19 protein-coding genes are annotated in these 19,491 nt (G+C 56.1%); 11 read left to right on the top strand and 8 right to left on the bottom strand.

Going from position 1 to position 19,491, the window contains the following annotated elements:
- Positions 1-34 precede the first annotated feature (34 nt).
- Complete coding sequence (locus AC0T7J_RS02025) at positions 35-811, top strand: transporter substrate-binding domain-containing protein (RefSeq protein ID WP_010670199.1); 777 nt, start codon at positions 35-37, stop codon at positions 809-811.
- Positions 812-847: 36 nt separating this feature from the next.
- Here the strand turns inward: AC0T7J_RS02025 and pepT are convergent, their stop codons facing one another.
- Positions 848-2,074: a peptidase T gene (gene pepT / locus AC0T7J_RS02020; RefSeq protein WP_473791808.1), complete on the bottom strand. Its 1,227-nt coding sequence runs from the start codon at positions 2,072-2,074 to the stop codon at positions 848-850.
- Positions 2,075-2,201: 127 nt separating this feature from the next.
- On the opposite strand from pepT, the gene AC0T7J_RS02015 reads away from it, so the two are divergent.
- Positions 2,202-3,797 (top strand): ABC transporter substrate-binding protein, encoded by a 1,596-nt coding sequence (locus tag AC0T7J_RS02015; RefSeq protein ID WP_473791806.1) that lies wholly within the window; start codon positions 2,202-2,204, stop codon positions 3,795-3,797.
- 348 nt (positions 3,798-4,145) lie between these two features.
- Here the strand turns inward: AC0T7J_RS02015 and AC0T7J_RS02010 are convergent, their stop codons facing one another.
- Positions 4,146-5,060 (bottom strand): LysR family transcriptional regulator, encoded by a 915-nt coding sequence (locus AC0T7J_RS02010; RefSeq protein ID WP_473791804.1) that lies wholly within the window; start codon positions 5,058-5,060, stop codon positions 4,146-4,148.
- 140 nt (positions 5,061-5,200) lie between these two features.
- Here AC0T7J_RS02010 and AC0T7J_RS02005 point away from each other — a divergent pair, with 140 nt between their 5' ends.
- Both AC0T7J_RS02005 and AC0T7J_RS02000 read left to right on the top strand, forming a co-directional pair.
- The gene (locus tag AC0T7J_RS02005; protein WP_473791802.1) at positions 5,201-6,622 is read left to right on the top strand and encodes a M20 family metallopeptidase; all 1,422 of its coding nucleotides are present in this window, start codon (positions 5,201-5,203) and stop codon (positions 6,620-6,622) included.
- On the top strand, positions 6,619-7,887 hold the full coding sequence (locus tag AC0T7J_RS02000) for an MFS transporter (RefSeq protein WP_473791800.1): 1,269 nt from the start codon (positions 6,619-6,621) through the stop codon (positions 7,885-7,887). Before AC0T7J_RS02005 ends, AC0T7J_RS02000 begins: the two co-directional genes overlap by 4 nt.
- A 352-nt stretch (positions 7,888-8,239) precedes the next feature.
- On the opposite strand, the gene aldA is transcribed toward AC0T7J_RS02000, so the two are convergent.
- The gene (gene aldA, locus AC0T7J_RS01995) at positions 8,240-9,676 is read right to left on the bottom strand and encodes an aldehyde dehydrogenase (RefSeq protein WP_473791798.1); all 1,437 of its coding nucleotides are present in this window, start codon (positions 9,674-9,676) and stop codon (positions 8,240-8,242) included.
- A 196-nt stretch (positions 9,677-9,872) separates the two neighbouring features.
- Between aldA and AC0T7J_RS01990 the strand changes: the two genes are divergently transcribed.
- Positions 9,873-10,139, top strand: coding sequence for a DksA/TraR family C4-type zinc finger protein (locus AC0T7J_RS01990; RefSeq protein WP_473791796.1), 267 nt, complete (start codon positions 9,873-9,875; stop codon positions 10,137-10,139).
- 3 nt (positions 10,140-10,142) lie between these two features.
- On the opposite strand, the gene AC0T7J_RS01985 is transcribed toward AC0T7J_RS01990, so the two are convergent.
- Both AC0T7J_RS01985 and AC0T7J_RS01980 read right to left on the bottom strand, forming a co-directional pair.
- Entirely contained in the window at positions 10,143-10,241 is a 99-nt protein-coding gene (locus AC0T7J_RS01985; RefSeq protein WP_008925225.1) for a YoaK family small membrane protein, read from the bottom strand.
- A gap of 43 nt (positions 10,242-10,284) precedes the next feature.
- A complete protein-coding gene (locus tag AC0T7J_RS01980) occupies positions 10,285-10,608 on the bottom strand; it encodes a hypothetical protein (RefSeq protein WP_010244743.1) in 324 nt (107 codons plus the stop codon).
- Positions 10,609-10,967: 359 nt separating this feature from the next.
- On the opposite strand from AC0T7J_RS01980, the gene rhaT reads away from it, so the two are divergent.
- On the top strand, positions 10,968-12,002 hold the full coding sequence (gene rhaT / locus AC0T7J_RS01975) for an L-rhamnose/proton symporter RhaT (RefSeq protein WP_473791794.1): 1,035 nt from the start codon (positions 10,968-10,970) through the stop codon (positions 12,000-12,002).
- Between the two features lie 347 nt (positions 12,003-12,349).
- Here the strand turns inward: rhaT and rhaR are convergent, their stop codons facing one another.
- Positions 12,350-13,213, bottom strand: a complete 864-nt coding sequence (rhaR, locus tag AC0T7J_RS01970) for an HTH-type transcriptional activator RhaR (protein ID WP_473791792.1) — start codon at positions 13,211-13,213, stop codon at positions 12,350-12,352.
- Positions 13,214-13,224: 11 nt separating this feature from the next.
- Positions 13,225-14,046: an HTH-type transcriptional activator RhaS gene (gene rhaS, locus AC0T7J_RS01965; protein ID WP_473793164.1), complete on the bottom strand. Its 822-nt coding sequence runs from the start codon at positions 14,044-14,046 to the stop codon at positions 13,225-13,227.
- A gap of 291 nt (positions 14,047-14,337) precedes the next feature.
- Here rhaS and rhaB point away from each other — a divergent pair, with 291 nt between their 5' ends.
- The 4 genes from rhaB to rhaM are packed head-to-tail and all read left to right on the top strand — an operon-like array spanning position 14,338 to position 18,216.
- Entirely contained in the window at positions 14,338-15,810 is a 1,473-nt protein-coding gene (rhaB, locus tag AC0T7J_RS01960) for a rhamnulokinase (RefSeq protein ID WP_473791790.1), read from the top strand.
- A complete protein-coding gene (locus AC0T7J_RS01955; protein WP_010244756.1) occupies positions 15,803-17,059 on the top strand; it encodes an L-rhamnose isomerase in 1,257 nt (418 codons plus the stop codon). Before rhaB ends, AC0T7J_RS01955 begins: the two co-directional genes overlap by 8 nt.
- A gap of 10 nt (positions 17,060-17,069) precedes the next feature.
- Positions 17,070-17,912 (top strand): rhamnulose-1-phosphate aldolase, encoded by an 843-nt coding sequence (rhaD, locus tag AC0T7J_RS01950; RefSeq protein ID WP_473791788.1) that lies wholly within the window; start codon positions 17,070-17,072, stop codon positions 17,910-17,912.
- Complete coding sequence (gene rhaM, locus AC0T7J_RS01945) at positions 17,902-18,216, top strand: L-rhamnose mutarotase (protein ID WP_473791786.1); 315 nt, start codon at positions 17,902-17,904, stop codon at positions 18,214-18,216. The genes rhaD and rhaM overlap by 11 nt, the downstream gene beginning before the upstream one ends.
- 34 nt (positions 18,217-18,250) lie before the next feature.
- Here the strand turns inward: rhaM and AC0T7J_RS01940 are convergent, their stop codons facing one another.
- Positions 18,251-18,901: a TetR/AcrR family transcriptional regulator gene (locus AC0T7J_RS01940; RefSeq protein ID WP_473791783.1), complete on the bottom strand. Its 651-nt coding sequence runs from the start codon at positions 18,899-18,901 to the stop codon at positions 18,251-18,253.
- 307 nt (positions 18,902-19,208) lie between these two features.
- On the opposite strand from AC0T7J_RS01940, the gene bhsA reads away from it, so the two are divergent.
- Positions 19,209-19,466 (top strand): multiple stress resistance protein BhsA, encoded by a 258-nt coding sequence (gene bhsA / locus AC0T7J_RS01935; protein WP_473791781.1) that lies wholly within the window; start codon positions 19,209-19,211, stop codon positions 19,464-19,466.
- Positions 19,467-19,491 lie beyond the last annotated feature (25 nt).

The raw sequence follows: 19,491 nt of genomic DNA, 5'->3' as shown, positions 1-19,491 counted from the left end.
CAGGTAACCAGGACTTTTCGGGGTAAATAACATAATGAAGAAACTGAACGCGCTTTTTCTCGCTCTGGGCATGATGACATCGGTACAGGCACTGGCACAGGATTTACGCTACGGCGTGGAGTCACAATATCCGCCTTTTGAAAGCCGCAATGCTAAAGGGGAGCTGGAAGGCTTTGATATCGAGCTGGGCAATGCCATCTGTAAGGCGGGCAACTTCAGCTGCCACTGGGTTGAGAGCAGCTTTGATGCGCTGATCCCGGCACTGCAGGCGAAAAAGTTCGACGCCATTAACTCGGCGATGAACATCACCGAAGCGCGCGCCAGAAGCATTGCGTTTACGCAGCCGATCTACCGTATTCCCACCATGTTAGTGGCGAAGACCGGTGAAAATCTGGCACCGACAGCCGAAGGTCTGAAGGGCAAGAACATCGGTGTGTTACAGGGTTCCATTCAGGAAACCTATGCGAAGAAGCACTGGGAGCCGCAGGGTGTGACCGTGACCTCGTATCAGGATCAGAACCAGGTTTACAACGACATGGTCGCGGGCCGTCTGGATGGCACACTGGTGATGTCCGCTGCCGGTCAGTCTGGCTTCCTCGATAAACCGCAGGGCAAGGGCTTTGGTTTTGTTGGCAAGCCAGTCGAAGATGACGCGATTCTTGGTTCAGGTATCGGCTACGGCCTGCGCAAAGATGACGCGCAGCTGAAGCAGTCACTGGATGCGGCGATTGCTAAAGTGCAGGGCGATGGCACCATCAAAAAGCTGGCTGAAAAATATTTCCCAGGCATTGATGTCAGCGCGAAGCCATAACCGCAATCGGGCGCGTTCTGCGCCCGATTCCTCCGCTTATCCCGCCGCCAGATAACAGAGTTTTTCCGCCACCTGATAGGACTTCACAAACGACGTTACCGGCAGAAATTCGAAGCGTGAATGGAAGTTGTGCGCGCCGGTAAAGAAGTTCGGCGTCAGCAGGCCTTTGGCTGACAGCGCGGCACCGTCTGTACCGCCACGCATCGGAATCACCTTCGGCTCAATCTCCAGCGCGGCAAAGGCACTGAAGATCAGGTCAATCGCCCGACGATCCTCACCCAGTGCGTTACTGATATTGCTGTAGGTATCGCTGATACTCACGCTCACCTTGCCGGTGGGGTAACGCGCCGCGAGATCCTCTGCCGCCTGTTGCAACTGCTGCTTGCGCGCCGCAAAGCGGGTCAGATCAAAATCACGGATGGAGGCCTTCAGCGTCGCCTTGCTGGCGTTGGCCTGAATCTCATTGAACCAGATATAGCCTTCACGGCCTTCGGTGTGCTCCGGGGTCTGCTGCCGATCAAACAGGCTGATGTAGTCATGGGCCATCAGCAGCGGATTGACAAGCACCCCTTTGCCCGACATCGGATGGGCCGGTACGCCGGTAAACACAATTTCTGCTGCAGCACCGTTGAAGTTTTCATAGACCACTTCGCCCAGTTCGCAGCAGTCGATGGTCCAGGCGAAATCGACATTAAAGCGCGTTTCCAGATCCAGCGCTTTCGCGCCGCGCAGGCCAATCTCTTCGTCCGGCACAAAGGCCACCACGATGTCGCCGTGGTCGCCGTTAAGGTTCTCCATCAGCGTCATCACCACGGTGACTGCCGCTTTGTTGTCCGCGCCAAGCACGCTGGTGCCGTCGCTGAAGATCACCTGCTGACCGACGTAGGGCGCGATCTCCGGATGTTCATCGCGGCGCAGCCAGATATCCTGCTCTGCATTCAGACAGAGATCTTCGCCCTGCCAGGTGAGGATCTGCGGGTGGATATCGGGCGACAAACCGACATCAACGGTATCGATATGCGTAATAAACCCGATGCGCGGCGCGTCAGGACGGTTGCCGCGTTTTACCGCCGTCACCGTGGCATGTTCATCAATCACCACCTCATCCAGCCCTGATGCGCGCAACTCATCCGCCAGCAGTTCCGCCATGGCGTGCTGGCTCGGCGTGCTGGGCAGGGTGGTGGATTTGGCATCGCTCTGACTGCTGATGGCGAGGTAACGGAAAAAACGTTCTGTGAGCTGCGACTCAAGTTTGTCTGTCATCACTATTCCTTATTAGTCAGCCACCGGCGGGGTTCGTTATGGTGCCGAATCGTGCTATCAATGAAGCATCTGAATGATTCATTTAGATATTGTGATCACCGGAAGTCAATACAAAGCGAGGATAATAATGAAAATCAAGATAGCCACCTTAGCGCTTGTTACGGCTGGGATAGCGCTGGCTGGCAGCGTTAACGCCAAAACGCTGGTCTTCTGTTCTGAGGGGGCACCAGAGAATTTTAACCCTCAGCTCTATACCTCGGGGACCAGCGTTGACGCCAGTGCGGTGCCGGTATTCAACCGGCTGGTGGACTTCACCCCCGGTACCACCAGTCTGGTGCCCAGCCTGGCGGAACGCTGGGAGATCAGCCCGGATGGCACGGTTTACACCTTCCATCTGCGCAAGAATGTGAAGTTTCAGAGCAACAAACAGTTCAAACCCAGCCGGGACTTCAACGCCGACGATGTGATCTTCTCGTTTATGCGCCAGATGGACCCGAAAAATCCCTACCACACTGTCTCTGGCGGCACCTATTCCAACTTCGAAAGCCTGGAGCTCTCCACGCTGATTAAAAGTATCGACCGGGTCGATGACCACACCGTGCGTTTTACGTTGTCACACCCGGAAGCACCGTTCCTTGCCGATCTCGCCTGGTACTTCGCCTCGATCCACTCGGCGGAATATGCAGACGCGATGCTGAAAGCGGGGACGCCGGAGAAGGTCGATATGAACCCGATCGGCACCGGCCCGTTTGAGCTGGTGCAGTATCAGAAAGATTCCCGCATTCTCTACAAAGCGTTCCCGGACTACTGGCAGGGCAAGGCGAAACTCGATCGGCTGGTGTTCAGCATCACGCCGGATGCCTCCGTGCGTTATGCCAAGCTGGAGAAGAACGAGTGTCAGGTAATGCCATTCCCTAATCCTGCCGATCTTGAAAAGATGCGCGCTAACCCGGATATCACCCTGGAACAGAAGGCGGGTCTGAATACCGGCTTCCTGGCGTTTAACACCACTAAGGCGCCAACCGATAACGTCAAAGTGCGACAGGCGCTGGCGATGGCGATCAACAAACCGGCAATCATTGATGCGATTTTTAAAGGCACCGGCACGGTTGCGAAAAATATCCTGCCGCCGGGCGTCTGGAGCGCCGACAAAGATCTGAAAGATTACGACTACGATCCAGAGAAGGCCAAAGCCCTGCTGCAACAGGCGGGTGTGAAACCGGGCACCGAAATTGCGCTCTGGGCGATGCCGGTTCAGCGGCCTTACAACCCGAATGCGCGCCGCATGGCGGAGATGATTCAGTCGGACTGGGCTAAAGTCGGCATCAAAGCCAATATCGTCAGCTATGAGTGGGGTGAATACCTGAAACGCGTGCGCAGCGGCGAGCATCAGGCGGCGCTGATGGGCTGGACCACCGCCACCGGCGATCCGGACAACTTCTTTGGCCCGCTTTACAGTTGTACCTCTGCACAGGGTGGTTCCAACTCCTCAAAATGGTGCTATCAGCCATTCGAGAAGTTAATCACTGAAGCCCGTGCCGAGCCGGATCAGGGCAAACGCACCGCGCTCTATCTGCAGGCACAGCAGATGATGCATGACCAGATGCCTGCGGTGATGATTGCGCACTCCACCATCTTTGAGCCGGTGCGCAAATCGGTCAGCGGCTATCAGGTCGATCCGTTCGGCAAACATATTTTCTATCAGGTTGATATTAAACAGTAAACGGTAACAGCTATCAGCAGGGGCGCATACACATGTGGGCCTCTGCTGTCTGGCTCAGCTAAAAAAGAACTGACAGCAATAAATAAGCTCAATGCGAAGGGAACATGACCCGAAGAGGAAAGCGTCCCACGCCATGGACAAAAACGCCGGGAGCGTTTTTGAACAACGCAAAGCGTTGGCCCGGCTACGGGCGCACCTCAGGGATGAGGTGCGTAATCGCGTGGGCCGAGCATGCCATGGAGGGCGGCTGTTGCGACTTTCCGATCGGGTCGTGTTCCCTAAGCCAGCACTATCTGACAGCCATCCAGCGCAGACTTTAACAACCAAACCCCTTTAACCCTGTACCTCTCATCCCATCCTCACCTGCTGATCCATCTCCGTCAGCCGCTGCTGCAAAAACTGCAGAAACAGCGTCAGCGCCGCATTCCGCTGACGGCCCGACACCGTCTGAAGCTGCAACGTACGCTGACTCAGCTGATCCACCCCCATTGAACGCAACACCAGATTTTGCGTGCCGCGCTCAAACAGCAGGGTAAACGCACTGCAAATGGTCACTGCCTGCGGGGTATGCAGCAAAAAGTGGTAGAGCGTAGCGAAATAGTCGCAGGTCAGCACCGGCTCGACCACGCAGTCGTTCATCTGACAGGAGAGGTCAAACAACTGCCGCACGGTAGTATGCTGACCTGGCAACGCCAGTGGCCAGCCATGCAGATCGGCCAGCGTCACCTGACGCGATGCCAGCGGATGTGACTGATGCATCGCCAGTAGCACCGGCGCTGGCCATGAGCCGAGCACCTCAACGCTGCGCTCCGGTTGCAGACTGAACTGCAGCGCGACATCGCATTCACCAGCCCTGACGCATGCCGCCACGCCCTGCGAGTGCGTCACATTAAGCGCAAACAGCACGCCGGGGTTGGCCTGACGGAACTCCGCCAGCAGACCCGGCAGCAGACTGAACGCCATTCCGTCGGTGCAGGCGATGCGGATCAGGCTGCGCCGTATTGCTTTCAGACCTTTAATCTCCGCCAGCGCATATTCCATATCGAGCTGACTCTTGCGCACATGATGCGCAAATATTTCACCCGCTTCGTTCAATACCATACCGCGTGCATGCCGCTCAAACAGCGGCACTCCGACCTGCGTCTCCAGACGCTGGATCTGGCGACTAATCGCCGACACCGCCACAAAGAGTTGCTCGCTGGCGGCGCTGAGCGACCCGCACTGTACGACCGCCAGGAAATAGCGGATCTCACTGCTTAACATGGTAACTCCGGCAAAACGCATCATAAAAGGGCAGGCGTGGCTTGCTTTAAAAGCAAGGCTCACTCGATAAATTAATAATTGTGGCAAAGAGCGAAGTTTGTCAAAGATAAAGCACGATAAAAAGAACAGACAGGGCAAACATGACAGAGCAACAGACCGTTGACCAGGCGATGCACTATTTCGACAGTGGCGAGTTTCAGCAACTGCTGGCACGACGAATTTCCTGCGTGACTGAAAGCCAGCACGCCAGCAGGCAGGCGGAGCTGGAGAACTATCTGCAGCAGGAGATTGGCCCGCAACTGGCGGCGATGGGCTTTACGCTGCACCCGTTTGAGAATCCGCAGCCCGGCAGCCCGCCGTTTCTGATTGCCACGCTTATTGAAGATCCCTCCAGGCCGACGCTGCTCTGCTATGGCCACGGCGATGTGGTGTTCGGCGACGATGAGAACTGGCGCGACGGTTTATCACCGTGGCGACTCACGGCTGAAGATGACCGCCTGTATGGACGCGGCAGCGCGGACAACAAAGGCCAGCACTGCATCAATCTCGCGGCGCTGGAGCAGGTGTGGCAGGCACGCGGTGGCGCACTGGGCTTCAACTGCAAAATTTTGTTTGAAATGGGTGAAGAGATCAGTTCACCGGGGCTGGCGGAGATTTGCCAGCAGCAGCGGGCGCTGTTACAGGCCGACCTCTTTATCGCCTCTGATGGTCCGCGACTGAACGCGGTGCGGCCGACACTGTTCCTGGGTTCGCGTGGCGCAGCGAACTTTCGTCTGACTATTCATGCGCGCGACAACGCCTATCACTCCGGCAACTGGGGCGGACTGCTGAGCAATCCCGGCACCCAGCTGGCGAATGCGCTCGCCTGCCTGGTGAATGCACAGGGTGTATTGCAGGTCGCCGCACTGAAACCGGACTCCCTGACCGATGCGGTGCGCGCCATCCTCAGTGATATCGAGGTGGGCGGAATGCCGGGCGATCCGGCGCTGGCCGACGGCTGGGGAGAACCGGGCCTGACGCCTGCGGAGCGTCTTTATGGCTGGAACACGCTGGAGGTGCTGGCGTTTGAAACCGGTAACCCGGCACGCCCGATGAACGCCATTCCCGGCAGCGCCACGGCGGTGTGTCAGCTGAGATTTGTGGTCGGCACCGACTGGGAAAATCTGGTCCGGCATGTCGAAAGTCACCTGCATCAGCACGGCTTCGATAACGTCAGCGTGGAATTTATGCGCGGTTCACCTGCAACGCGGCTCGATCCGCAGGATCCGCTGGTGGCCTGGGCGCTGGACACGCTGGCCCGCAGCAGCGGTAAAAAACCGGCGCTGTTGCCCAATCTCGGCGGTTCACTGCCCAATGACGTATTTGCCGATATCCTCGGCCTCCCGACGCTGTGGGTGCCCCATTCCTATCCGGCCTGCGGCCAGCACGGCGTTAACGAACACATGCTCACCTCTGTTGCACGTGAAGGGCTGGCGATCATGACCCGCCTTTTCTGGCAACTGGGTGAAGAGGGTGAACAACTGATGTCGCGCCACCATCAGTGGCGGAGAGGTGACCAATGAGCAGCATTGCGCAGAGTACTCCGCAGGTGAAACCGAGCCTGCACAAAACGCTGTTCGCTACCTGCATTGGTAACGCGCTGGAGTGGTTCGACATCGCGGTGTATGGCTTCTTCGCCAGCTACATCGCACACGTCTTCTTTCCGGTCAGCGATCCATCGGTGTCGCTGCTGCTGACCTTCGGCAGCTTCGGCATCTCATTCCTGATCCGTCCGCTGGGTGCCATCGTGCTGGGCAACTATGCTGACCGTCATGGCCGTAAAAAAGCGCTGCTGCTCTCAATCAATCTGATGATGCTGGGCGGGGCGATCATTACCTTGATGCCGGGTTACGCCACCATCGGTCTTGCGGCGCCGCTGCTGATTATTCTGGCGCGTCTGATTCAGGGCTTCTCTGCCGGGGGCGAGTTTGGCAGTTCGACCGCTTTCCTGGTAGAGCACTTTCCCGAGCGCAAAGCCTTTATCGCCAGCTGGCAGTTCGCCACCCAGGGCGCCAGTACCCTGATGGCATCGGCGTTCGGCCTGGGGCTGACACACTGGCTGAGCGAAAGTGAAATCCAGGCGTGGGGCTGGCGTATCCCGTTTGCCTTCGGCTTACTGATTGGGCCGCTGGGGATCTACATTCGCCGTCACGTGCAGGAGCCCGCCAGCTTTGCGACGCAGGAGAAGGAAGCTGCGCCACTGAAAACACTGTTCGGGCGGCAGAAAGCGCTGATCACCCTGGCGATTGGGGTGATGGTGATCTCGACCGCCGTCAACTACATGCTCAATTACATTCCGACCTACGCCACCAAAACGCTGCATCTGCCGGGGTCAGTAGCCTTTACCGCCACGCTGGTAGCAGGGATTATCCTGACGGTGGTGACGCCCATAATGGGATTGTGGGCGGAGCGGATAGGCCGATTGCCGCTGATGTGGGGATCGCTGCTGCTGTTGATGGTCACGATCTATCCCGCCTTCAAATGGATGGTCGATCACACTACGCCCACCACGCTGATCCTGCTGGTGGCGTGGATGGCGCTACTCAAATCGGTCTATTTCTCCACGGTGCCGTCGGTGATGGCCGATCTCTTCCCGGCGACCACGCGCGCCAGCGGCATGGCGATCAGCTACAACGTGGCCGTGACGGTATTTGGCGGGTTTGCACCGCTGATTTGCAGCATGCTGATTGCCGCTACCGGCAGCAGTCTGGCGCCTGGATACTACCTGATGGCCGTAGCGGTGCTGAGTGGCATCGCGCTGCTGCGCTGCAGTAAGCGGGTGGCATAAAAGATTAGGCCGGTTCATTGGCCTTTTCAGGCAGCTGACATAGTCAAATCAGGCTCTGGCAGCAATAAAAGCAATAAAAAAGCTCAAAGTGCAGGGAACAGGGTCAGAAGAGGAAAGCGTCCCGCGCGTTATTTAAAAACGCCGGGAGCGTTTTTGAACAACGCGAAGCGTTGGCCCGGCAACGGGCGCACCTCCGGGATGAGGTGCGTAATTGCGCGGGCAGAGCGTGCCAGGGATGGCGGATTTTGCGACTTTCCAATCTGACCCTGTTTCCAGCGCAGGCGTGATCTCAACCGCGAAACGAAACAGCCTGCGTTATCAATCTCAACGGACCGTTAAACCGACCCGTTCTTTAACTGAACTGTAAATAGGCAACATGGGTCTGCAGAAACTCCTCCAGACCATGTTTTCCATCGGCACCGCCGACACCCGATTTACGCCATCCGGCATGAAAACCCTGCATCGCTTCGAAGTTTTCACGGTTAACATAGGTTTCGCCGAACTTCAGCTTTCGCAGCGCGGTCATGGTGGTATTCAGATTCTGCGTATAAATCGAGGAGGTCAGACCATATTCGCAGTCGTTGGCCAGCGTAATCGCCTCATCCAGCGTTTTAAAACTCATCACCGGCAGAACCGGGCCAAAAATCTCCTCCTGCATAATCGCCATCTCCTGGCGCACATCAGTCAGCAAGGTGGGCTGAAAGAAGAAGCCTTTATCTCCGGCGCGCTTGCCGCCCAGCGCCACTTTTGCCCCTGCGGCGACGGCCTCTGCCACTTTCTGCTCCACCCGATCCCGTGCTGCGGCATTAATCAGCGGCCCCATATCGATATCGTTACGTTCGGCCGGATTGCCAAATGTCACCTGCTGAAACGCGGCGGTCAGTGCGCTGATAAAACGATCGTAAATGCCTTCCTGCACATAGAGCCGCTCCACGCAATTGCAGACCTGGCCGCTGTTAATGATCCGCGAACTGACGATCGCCCGCACAGCCAGCTCGAGATCGGCATCATCCATCACGATGGCGGGGGCTTTGCCACCCAGTTCCAGCGACACTTTGGTGACATTTTTAGCCGCGGCTTCCATGGTGGCAATGCCCGCACCGACGCTTCCGGTCAGACTCACCAGACCGACCTTAGGATTTGCCGCCAGCTCCTGTCCTACTTCCGGTCCCAGACCATAAACAAAGTTAATGACGCCAGCAGGCAGACCCAGCGTTTGTATGATGTCGGCAAAAAGTGCCGCATTATTCGGTGTCAGCTCACTGGGTTTGATCACGATGGTGTTTCCGGTGATCAGGGCCGGTGCCGCTTTGCGGGCAATCAGGAAGAAGGGGAAATTCCACGGCAGTATCCCGGTGGTGACGCCGATCGCTTTTTTAAACAGGAAGATGTTTTCGTTAGGACGGTCGCTGTTGATAATCTCACCTTCATAGCGCCGCGCCCACTCCGCCATGTAGTCGAGGTAGTCGGCAGTGAACATCACTTCGGTCCTCGCCAGTCCCTGGGTTTTTCCACCCTCAGCCACAATGGTTGCCGTCAGTTCAGGCTCACGCTGGCGGATGGCGGTGGCAATTTTGTGCAGCCAGACGCCGCGCTCTACTGCAGGCAGCGCTTCCCATTCAGGCTGAGCCACTTCTGCGGCGCTGATGGCAAGGCTGGCATCCTGACGACTGCCCTGGGGAATACGGGACAGCAACGCCTCCGTGGACGGATTGATCACTTCAATCCACCGGTCACCCTGATGCGCAACAAATTCGCCATTAATGTAATGTTGATGATGTGTTGTCATTCGCTTAGCTCTCCGCTATCGATACGTTGCAGTAATGTGATAGCAGGGTGAAACAGATTGCTCAGGGCTACCTTTAGCTGATTGCCAGCTGTCGGGAGTGGCTGGCAGCCAATCACAGATATCGGTGAGTTCTGCGGCAAAAACGCTAATATGTTGTAGATTTAAAGGAGTGAAGTGGTAATAAAGGGGTTAAATCATGGCAAATGGATGGGCGTCAGAAGGCGCAGTACAGGAACAGATCGATAGCACCGTCAATGATGGCATTGAGCGGGTAAGACAGTCGATCGGACAGGGCGAAAGCGCCACCGAATGTGAGCTCTGCGGCGAGCCGATTCCCGAAGCGCGTCGTCAGGCGCTTAAAGGCGTGCACTATTGTGTGGCATGTCAGCAAAAAATCGACAAGCAGCAGCAGACCAGCAGTTTATATAACCGTCGGGGCAGTAAAGACAGTCAGTTGCGCTGACCCTCAGGAGCCTGGCATTGCCAGGCCACTGCCAATAAACCACGCCAGAAAGCCCACGCCCGCCACAATAATGGCGATCGGAAACAGAATTCCAATTCTCATAATTTACCTGCTGCAAACAGCGATTTCAGGGGTTGCGATCTTATCATGAGATCTGCAGTACGGCGCGGTGGGTTTTGAGCAGAGTGAACAGCTGGAACTGCGTTGCATCATTTTCCTCCCGCAGCACCTCACCTTTTTTATAGAGAATATGGTGAACATGCCCGAGCTGACGCCAGACCACTATCGCTGAGGCGATCAGGGCGCAATGCTGATCGGCCTGCACACACTCAAGAGTGGCATAGTGGGTTTCATCCAGGCCATTCACAAACACCTTTATCGCATCTGCAGGTAATATCGCGCGCAGATCATCCAGCATGACCTGGCTGACTGACTGCGAAAGAAACAGTGTTAACCACTTTGTTGTCATCCCATTCCCTGAACCGATCAATTTTCCCCAGTTTATACGGCCTTGCCTGCCTGAATGAAAGGCTTCTTTGCACTTTTGCCAACCTTCCCTTGTGAATGGCATTCAGATAAGAATTGTGCTGCGCCACACAGCAAAACCGGAAAAAATACTGAATAATAAGGGACTTACTTTATTAATCGTCCGGTTTTCTGACAACGGTGAAATTGTGATCCCTGACGGGCACAACGGGTAAATATTGCCACTCCACTATGGCTTCCGGCATTTATCCAAAGGCTGAGGAATTCCTGATAAACGTAGACTGCCTGCTGAGCGGAAGCAGACAGGTTTCCGACAGGCCTCAACCTAACCGGGGAATAACAATGAACAGCGCCATTATTGCGGGTATCTTCTGGCATTTCGTCGGCGCTGCCAGCGCCGCGTGTTTCTATGCGCCTTTTAAACAGGTAAAAAGATGGTCATGGGAAACCATGTGGTCGATCGGCGGCCTGATGTCGTGGCTGATCCTGCCGTGGGCGGTAAGTGCTATTTTACTGCCAGATTTTATGGCCTATTACAGCAGCTTCACGCTGTCGCAGCTGATGCCGGTTTTTCTGTTTGGCGCGATGTGGGGCATAGGCAATATCAACTACGGGCTGACCATGCGTTATCTTGGCATGTCGATGGGGATCGGTATCGCGATTGGCATTACCCTGGTGGTCGGCACGCTGATGACGCCGCTTCTGCAGGGGCGCTTTGCTGAGCTGTTCGCCTCGGCGGGAGGCCGGTTAACCCTGCTGGGTGTACTGGTGGCACTGATTGGCGTCGGGATTGTGTCGCGTGCCGGGCTGTTAAAAGAGCGGGCGCTGGGAATTAACGCAGAAGAGTTTAATCTCAGAAAAGGACTGGTGCTGGCGGTGATGTGTGGCATCTTCTCGGCGGGGATGTCCTTTGCCATGGATGCGGCTAAACCGATGCATCAGGCCGCAGCCGATGTTGGCATCGATCCGCTCTATGTAGCGCTGCCCAGCTACGTGGTTATTATGGGCGGCGGGGCCCTGGTCAATCTGGCCTTCTGTTTCTGGCGCCTGGCCACCCGGCCAGAGCTGTCGCTGCGTAAAGATCTCTCCATCGCGAAGCCGCTACTGATTGCTAATACGGCTTTTGCGGTGCTCGGCGGCACCATGTGGTATCTGCAGTTCTTCTTCTACGCCTGGGGCCATGCCAGAATTCCGGCGCAGTATGACTATGTCAGCTGGATGCTGCACATGAGTCTGTACGTTCTGTGTGGTGGTCTGGTGGGGCTGCTGATGAAGGAGTGGAAGTCTGCGGGGCGCCGCCCGGTCAGCGTGTTATCAATCGGCTGTGTGGTGATTATCATTGCCGCCAATATTGTGGGTCTGGGTATGGCAGCCTGATTGCGAATACAGCGATGCTGTCTTAATACAGAAAGGGCCTGCTATGCAGGCCCTTAGCGTTAGCAGAATGGCGGTCAGATCGTGCCCGCTCAGAGAACACGGTCAGATCGGAAAGACGCAAAAGCAGCCATCCATGGCATGCCCGGCCCGCAAGATTACGCACCTCATCCCTGAGGTGCGCCCGTAGCCGGGCCAGCGCGTTGCGTTGTTCAAAAACGCTCCCGGCGTTTTTGTCCATGGTGCAGGACGCTTTTCTCTTCTGACCATCTTCCCTGCGCCTTTTAGCTGATTTACTGCTCCTTTTGTGCAGCAAATTGCTCGACAGCGTTCAATGAAGGCCCGTTTTATTAAGGCTCGGTGCTTTTCAGCGCCTGTCGTGGCGCGATAAATTGCTGTCGCCAGGCGCTGGGAGGTAAACCGGTCTCTCGGGTGAAGACCACGGAAAAATAGTTACTGTCATCAAAGCCGCAGCGGGCGGCAACCTCGCTAATCAGACAATCCTGAGTGCGCAGCAGATATTTTGCCTGACAGAGCTGTAGCTGACGCAGGTAATGACCGATGGTCATCCCGGTCTGCTGACGGAAAAGCTGCCTCAGCGCCCGTTCGCTGAGCTGGTTCTGCTGACAAAACTCCGCGAGATCAAAGGGGCGGGCAATCGCACCCTGTAACGCTGACATCAGTAAATCGAGCTGTTCGCCCTCCGGCAACGCCCAGGGGCGATCGGCCGCGTAACCGTGGCGGCGCAGAATCAGCGCCAGCTGCAAAAATAGCGCCTCTGAGAGCTGAACTGACAGCGGATCGCTTTTGCGGCTTTCACGCTCCAGCTGGCTGATCACTCCACGTGCCAGCGCCATCCCTCGCGTGGTCAGACGCCAGCAACCAGGCGCATCCGGGCCCTGTTGCGGCAGAAGCTGATTCCAGTCAAGGGCAAGACCAAAGCGATCACGACAGTAGAGGATATTATCCAGCACCAGATCGTTAACGCTGTCGTAGCTGTGGCAGTCGCTGTCGCGGATATAAAAAACGTCGCCACAGGTAATCAGCCAGGGGCGATCGTTGAGGACGTGCAGGCCATTGCCGCGCCAGACAATCACGATTTCACTGAACTCGTGTCGGTGCGGCGGGAAAGAGGGTTGTGGCATCCTTTCGGCGACCGCCACCGGTAGAGTCGTGGCGGGAAAATAGTCATCCCGACTGAGTATCAACGCCATGATTGGCTCCTTTACATCATCTGCTGGCGCTCCGCTCGCGGTGCGCAGCCAAATTCGCGCCTGAACAGGGTTGAGAAATGGTTGCTGTCACCAAATCCACACTGGAAGGCGATATCGGTAATTCGCATATCACTGTGACGCAGCAGATGACGGGCCTGCAACAGCCGCACACGGTTCAGGTAGCGCTGCGGCGTGCTGCCGGTCTGCTGCTTCATTTGCCGATGCAGGGTACGCAGCGACAGGGAGAAGCGATCAGCCAGTTCATCCCAGATAATCTCATCACTGTAATGCTCACCCAGCCAGTCGAGCAGGCGATGCAATCGCGCCTCCTGATCCTGGCTCTGTCCATCAATGCACGCCTCACGCAATAGCACCAGCAGCTGCAAAAAGAGCTGTTCCTGGCGTGCCTGTTTTTCCATCGACCAGGCATCATCCGGCTGCATCTGCGCCGCCACACTCAGCGCCTGCGTCATCACTTTATGATTGATGCGCCAGTGGGAAGCGTATTGCCCGTCCTGATCGCAGGGCAGTAAAGCCTGTAACCCGGAGAGAAAGCGAAACGCGCCGGGGCTGCGATAAAGCACGTTGGTCAGGCAAAGGTTGTCGGTCTGTTCATAGAGATGACGATCGTGATCGCGCACAAAGCAGACGCAACCGGCGCACAGCGTTTGTGGCTGACCATTAAACACATGAATGCCGGAGCCTTGCTCAACCAGCACAATTTCATGGAAATCATGATGATGTTCCGGGAAGGCTGCCTGCGGTATCCGGGGTTCAATCGCAATGGCGTAATCGCCTTCCGGGAAGAAATCCGCACTGTGCAATATGGTCATGGTCATCTCTCGCTGCTTAACAAAACCGTAACGCAGTCTAATCAGCGCGCCACAACCTTACCTTGAATTTTCAGCCTGACTCAGCAGGATTCATGCTGATTTTTCAAGAAACCCTCAGCAGTTAACAGATTTGCGGCAGGAGTCACATCCTTCTGACTCACACCTCTGTGATCTCTCTCACGAAGTTCTTTGCAAGTCTGCCAGGGCTTATCAGCGGCTGGCACTCCGGGGAAGGTCTTTAACCGGCCAGATTTTTACTCTGTGACCACTCAATCACAGGGAAAAGGCGCCATGACCAGGAGAAACATTGTTGCTATTGATCTCGGGGCATCCAGCGGGCGGGTCATGCTCGCAAGCTGGGATGCTGCGCAGCGCCAGCTTGCGCTTCGTGAGGTCCGGCGCTTTAAAAATAAGCGCCAGCGTCGTGCCGGTTATGACTGCTGGGATCTGGCGATGCTTGAGCAGGAGATACGCGCCGGGCTGGCTCAGTTAGATGAAGAGAAGATCGTGCCAGACAGTATCGGTATCGACACCTGGGGCGTTGATATGGTGCTGCTGGATACAGAGGGCGAGCCGGTGGGTGAAGCAGTCAGTTACCGGGATGCGCGCACCCACGGCCTGATGGAGCAGGCGCAGCACGAACTGAGCCGCAGTGTCATCTACGCCCGAACCGGCATTCAGTTTCTGCCATTCAATACGCTCTATCAGATGCGCGCCCTGCATCAGCAGCAGCCCGGCTGGCAGGCCCGTGTGGCACATGCGCTGATGATCCCGGACTACCTGCATTATCGCCTGACCGGCAATCTCAACTGGGAATACACCAACGCCACTACGACGCAAATGCTCAATATTCACAGTGGCGAATGGGATCGTGATTTGCTCGGCTGGGCGGGCGTTGATCCTCAGTGGTTCGGCCAGCCGCAGGCACCGGGCAATACCGTCGGCTACTGGATCAATAGCGCGGAAATCCCGGTACCGGTGATCGCCGTCGCCACCCACGACACTGCCAGCGCGGTTCTGGCGACGCCGCTGATGCAGGACGATGCGGCCTATCTCAGCTCCGGAACCTGGTCGCTGATGGGCTTTGAAAGTCTGCAGCCTTATGCCTGCGATGCCGCGTTACGCGCCAATATCACCAATGAGGGCGGCGCAGAAGGCTACCGCGTACTGAAAAACATCATGGGCTTATGGTTGTTGCAGCGCATCTGCGGCGAACTGCAGATTGACGATCTCAGCGCACTGATTGAACAGACAGCCCGCCAGCCTGCCTGTGTTTCACTGATCAGCCCTAATGATGCACGCTTCATCAATCCCGACAGCATGGTTAACGAGATTCAGAACGCCTGTGCAGAGCAGGGTATGCCGGTGCCACAATCTGCCGCCGCGCTGGCACGCTGCATATTTGACAGCCTGGCACTGCTCTATCGCGAGGTGATCCAGGAGCTGGCAGCGCTGCGAGGCAAACCTTTCAGCCAGCTTCACGTGGTAGGCGGCGGCAGTCAGAACCGTTTTCTTAATCAGCTCTGTGCCGATGCCTGCCAGATTCCGGTGCTGGCAGGTCCGGTTGAAGCCTCCACGCTGGGTAACGTTGGTTGCCAGCTGATTGCACTTGGCGAACTGATCGATGTGGCTGATTTCCGCTGCAGCGTCATCAACAACTTCCCACTGGAAAAATTCGAACCGCAAACTCACAGCGTCTTCAGTGCCAGTCAGGCACGCTTCGCGACGCTGAGCCAACCCGCTAAGGAACCCGCTTATGACTAAGCAGATTGAACAGGCTTTTGAACTGGCTAAACAACGCTACGCTGACAATGGAGTTGATGTTGAACAGGCCATTCGCCAGCTGGACAGCATTCCGGTCTCAATGCACTGCTGGCAGGGGGACGATGTCCGGGGCTTTGAGAACCCGCAGGGCGCATTGACCGGCGGCATCCAGGCGACCGGCAACTATCCGGGACGGGCACGGAACGCCAGTGAATTACGCAGTGATATCGACAAGGCGATGTCTCTGATCCCAGGCGCAAAACGTCTGAACCTGCACGCCATCTATCTGGAAAGCGACAAGCCAGTTGATCGGGATGCCATTGAACCTGCCCATTTCGCCAACTGGGTTGCCTGGGCGAAAGAGCACAACTTAGGGCTGGATTTTAATCCCAGCTGCTTCTCGCATCCAATGAGTGCCGACGGTTTTACGCTGTCGCACAGTGATAAAACCGTGCGTCAGTTCTGGATCGATCACTGCAAAGCGAGTCGCCGCATCTCCGCTTCGTTTGGTGAGCAGCTTGGCACGCCGTCAGTAATGAATATCTGGGTGCCGGACGGCATGAAAGATATTACCGTGGATCGCCTGGCCCCGCGTCAGCGTCTGATGAGCGCACTGGATGAGGTCATCTCAGAAAAACTGAATCCGCAGCACCATATCGATGCGGTTGAGAGCAAGCTTTTTGGCATTGGCGCAGAGAGCTACACCGTGGGCTCCAATGAGTTTTATCTCGGTTACGCCGCCAGTCGCCAGACGGCACTCTGCCTGGATGCAGGACATTTCCATCCCACTGAAGTGATCTCCGACAAAATTTCCGCCGCCATGCTCTATGTGCCGCGTCTGCTGCTGCACGTCAGCCGCCCGGTGCGCTGGGACAGCGACCATGTGGTGCTGCTGGATGATGAAACTCAGGCGATCGCCAGTGAGATCGTCCGCCATCAGCTGTTCGACAAAGTGCATATCGGACTCGATTTCTTCGATGCCTCTATCAACCGGATTGCCGCCTGGGTTATCGGCACCCGTAACACCAAAAAAGCGCTGCTGCGTGCTCTGCTGGAGCCAACCGACCGTCTGCGCCAGGCCGAGAACGAGGGCGATTACACCGCGCGGCTGACGCTGCTGGAAGAGCAAAAATCATTGCCGTGGCAGGCGGTATGGGAAGCCTGGTGCCTGCGCCATGACGTCCCGGCTGATGCCAGCTGGTTAGGCGACGTCCGCCATTATGAACAACAGATTTTGAGCCAACGTTAAGGATTTCACTATGCAAAGCATTCTTTCTTCCGGATTTGTTAAGGGAATGGTCAAAGCAACCAGCGATATGTGGCTGAAGGGCTGGGACGAACGTAACGGCGGCAACGTCAGCCTGCGCCTGCTGGAAGAGGAGGTTAAACCTTTTGCCGCTGATTTCTGCCAGGAACCGCGCTGTATCGAGCTGACACAGCCCGCGTCGGCGCTGGCGAACGACTGGTTTCTGGTGACCGGGTCAGGAAAATTCATGCGTAATGTCCAGCTGGATCCGGCGGATTGTCTGGCACTGCTGCAGGTCGATGACAAAGGGCTCTCTTATAAAATTCACTGGGGCCTGTCGAATGGCGGTTTGCCCACCTCCGAGCTGGCGTCACACTTTCAGTCTCACGCAGTGCGTAAAGCGGTCAGTAAGGGGGCCGACCGGGTGATCATGCACTGCCACGCCACCAACTTTATGGCCTTAAGCTATGTGGTTGAGATGGATTCCGCCCGCTTTACACGCCTGCTGTGGGAAGGCAGTACCGAATGTCTGGTGGTGTTCCCGGACGGTGTGGGTGTTTTACCCTGGATGGTACCCGGCACCGATGAAATCGGCACCGCGACCGCCGGGCAGATGCAGTCACATACCCTGGTGATGTGGCCATTCCACGGTGTCTTCGGCACGGGTCCGACACTTGATGAGACTTTTGGTCTGATTGATACGGCGGAGAAATCGTCAGAAGTGATCGTCAAAGTGCTGTCGATGGGCGGTATTCGTCAGAGTATCACCACAGAACAGCTGGTTGCATTGGGTGAACGCTTTGGTGTGAAGCCGTGGCAACCGGCGCTGGATGCAGGGCCTGCTAATGCTGCGTAAAGCCTTTGTGATGCAGGTGAACCCTTATTGCCATGCGGAGTATGAGCGCCGCCATTCGCCAATCTGGCCTGAGCTGGCAAAAACCCTGAAAGCACACGGCGCGCACAACTATGCCATCTGGCTGGACGCCGAGCGGCATCTGCTGTTCGCCAGTGTTGAGATTGAATCCGAGGAGCGCTGGGACGCGGTGGCGAAAACGGAGGTTTGTCAGCGCTGGTGGGCAGCAATGATAGATCTGATGCCGTCGAATGCGGATAACAGCCCGATCAGTCAGCCATTAAAACCCGTGTTCTTTCTTGAATAAAAGATGAAAAGGGCGGTATCGCCGCCCTGATATTCTAACGCTTAGACTGACACAAGCCGGTCAGCGTTGGCCACATTGCCATCAGCGTATCAATAATGCTCTCCAGATCGTCACGCTCAACGCCTTCACGCGCCCGCACCGACATGCCCTGCAGCATACAACTCAGATAACGTGACAGCGCGGGAATATTGACTGACGCACTCATTTCACCACGCTGCTGACGCGCCAGCAGAAAATCTTTTAACACATGCTCCTGCGACTGATGCTGCTGTTGCAGCATGGTAGCAATCTCTGCTGACGCCGCCGACAGGGCGGTAGAGGTGCAGATAAAGAAACAGCCGCCGGGAGAGTCGCGTTCGGTAAAACAGGCCGCGGTGGCGCGGAAATAGGCTTCAATAGCCCGATCAACCGGTAACTGGTCATCGCCCAATGCCGCGTCACGCCATGCACTGAACTTCTCTACATAGCGCTCCATCGCTGCACGAAATAACCCCTCTTTATTGACAAACTCGGCGTAGAGGGTCGGCGCTTTTGCGCCGGTGGCGGCCACCAGATCGGCCAGAGACGTTCCCTCGTAACCGTGTGTCCAGAACAGGGTCAGTGCTTTATCGAGCGCAGCTTCGCGGTCAAACACTTTTGGTCGGCCGCGGCATTTTTTTACATCGCAATCCTGAACCTGACTCATAAGCCCTCACTGACAGTAAAACACCTTATTAAATTACCGATCATTATAAAAATGTGCAAGGCCTGGCGCGGATGTCGCCTGCTGGGGTTGCCATTTTGTGCGCCAGGGCTTTGTTAGAGCCCCTGAGGTTAAGTCAGAAAAGAGGCTGAAGCCCATAATCACGGCACTTCGCGAATAAAATAACGCTCATTAAATAAATATTGACGACAAACCGTATCGGGGTCTATCATTTGTTTAACGGTCATTAATTAAATAGTGACAACCCATTCAGACCAACCGAATTTCAATACCGAATAGAGAGATTATTATGAAAAACATCAAAACCACTCTGGCAGCACTGGCACTGACAACTCTGACGTTTGGCGCATCTGCCGCGGACCTCGTAACCAGCGAACCTGCTAATCAGCAGCCAGTTGGCACCATTTCTGTACTGGGTGGCACCAATCTGACTTCCGTTGAAGCGCAGCTGAGTGCCAAAGCGGATGAAGCGGGTGCAAAATCGTTCCGTATCACCTCAACCAGCGGTCAGAACAAACTGCACGGCACGGCTGTGATTTATCAGTAATTTTGATTTTCAGCTGAATAAGTGA

The sequence above is a fragment of the Pantoea sp. E956-1 genome (genome assembly GCF_982223955.1).
The sequence above is the reverse complement of the archived record's forward strand: the minus strand, read 5'-3'. Positions and strand labels throughout refer to the sequence as shown.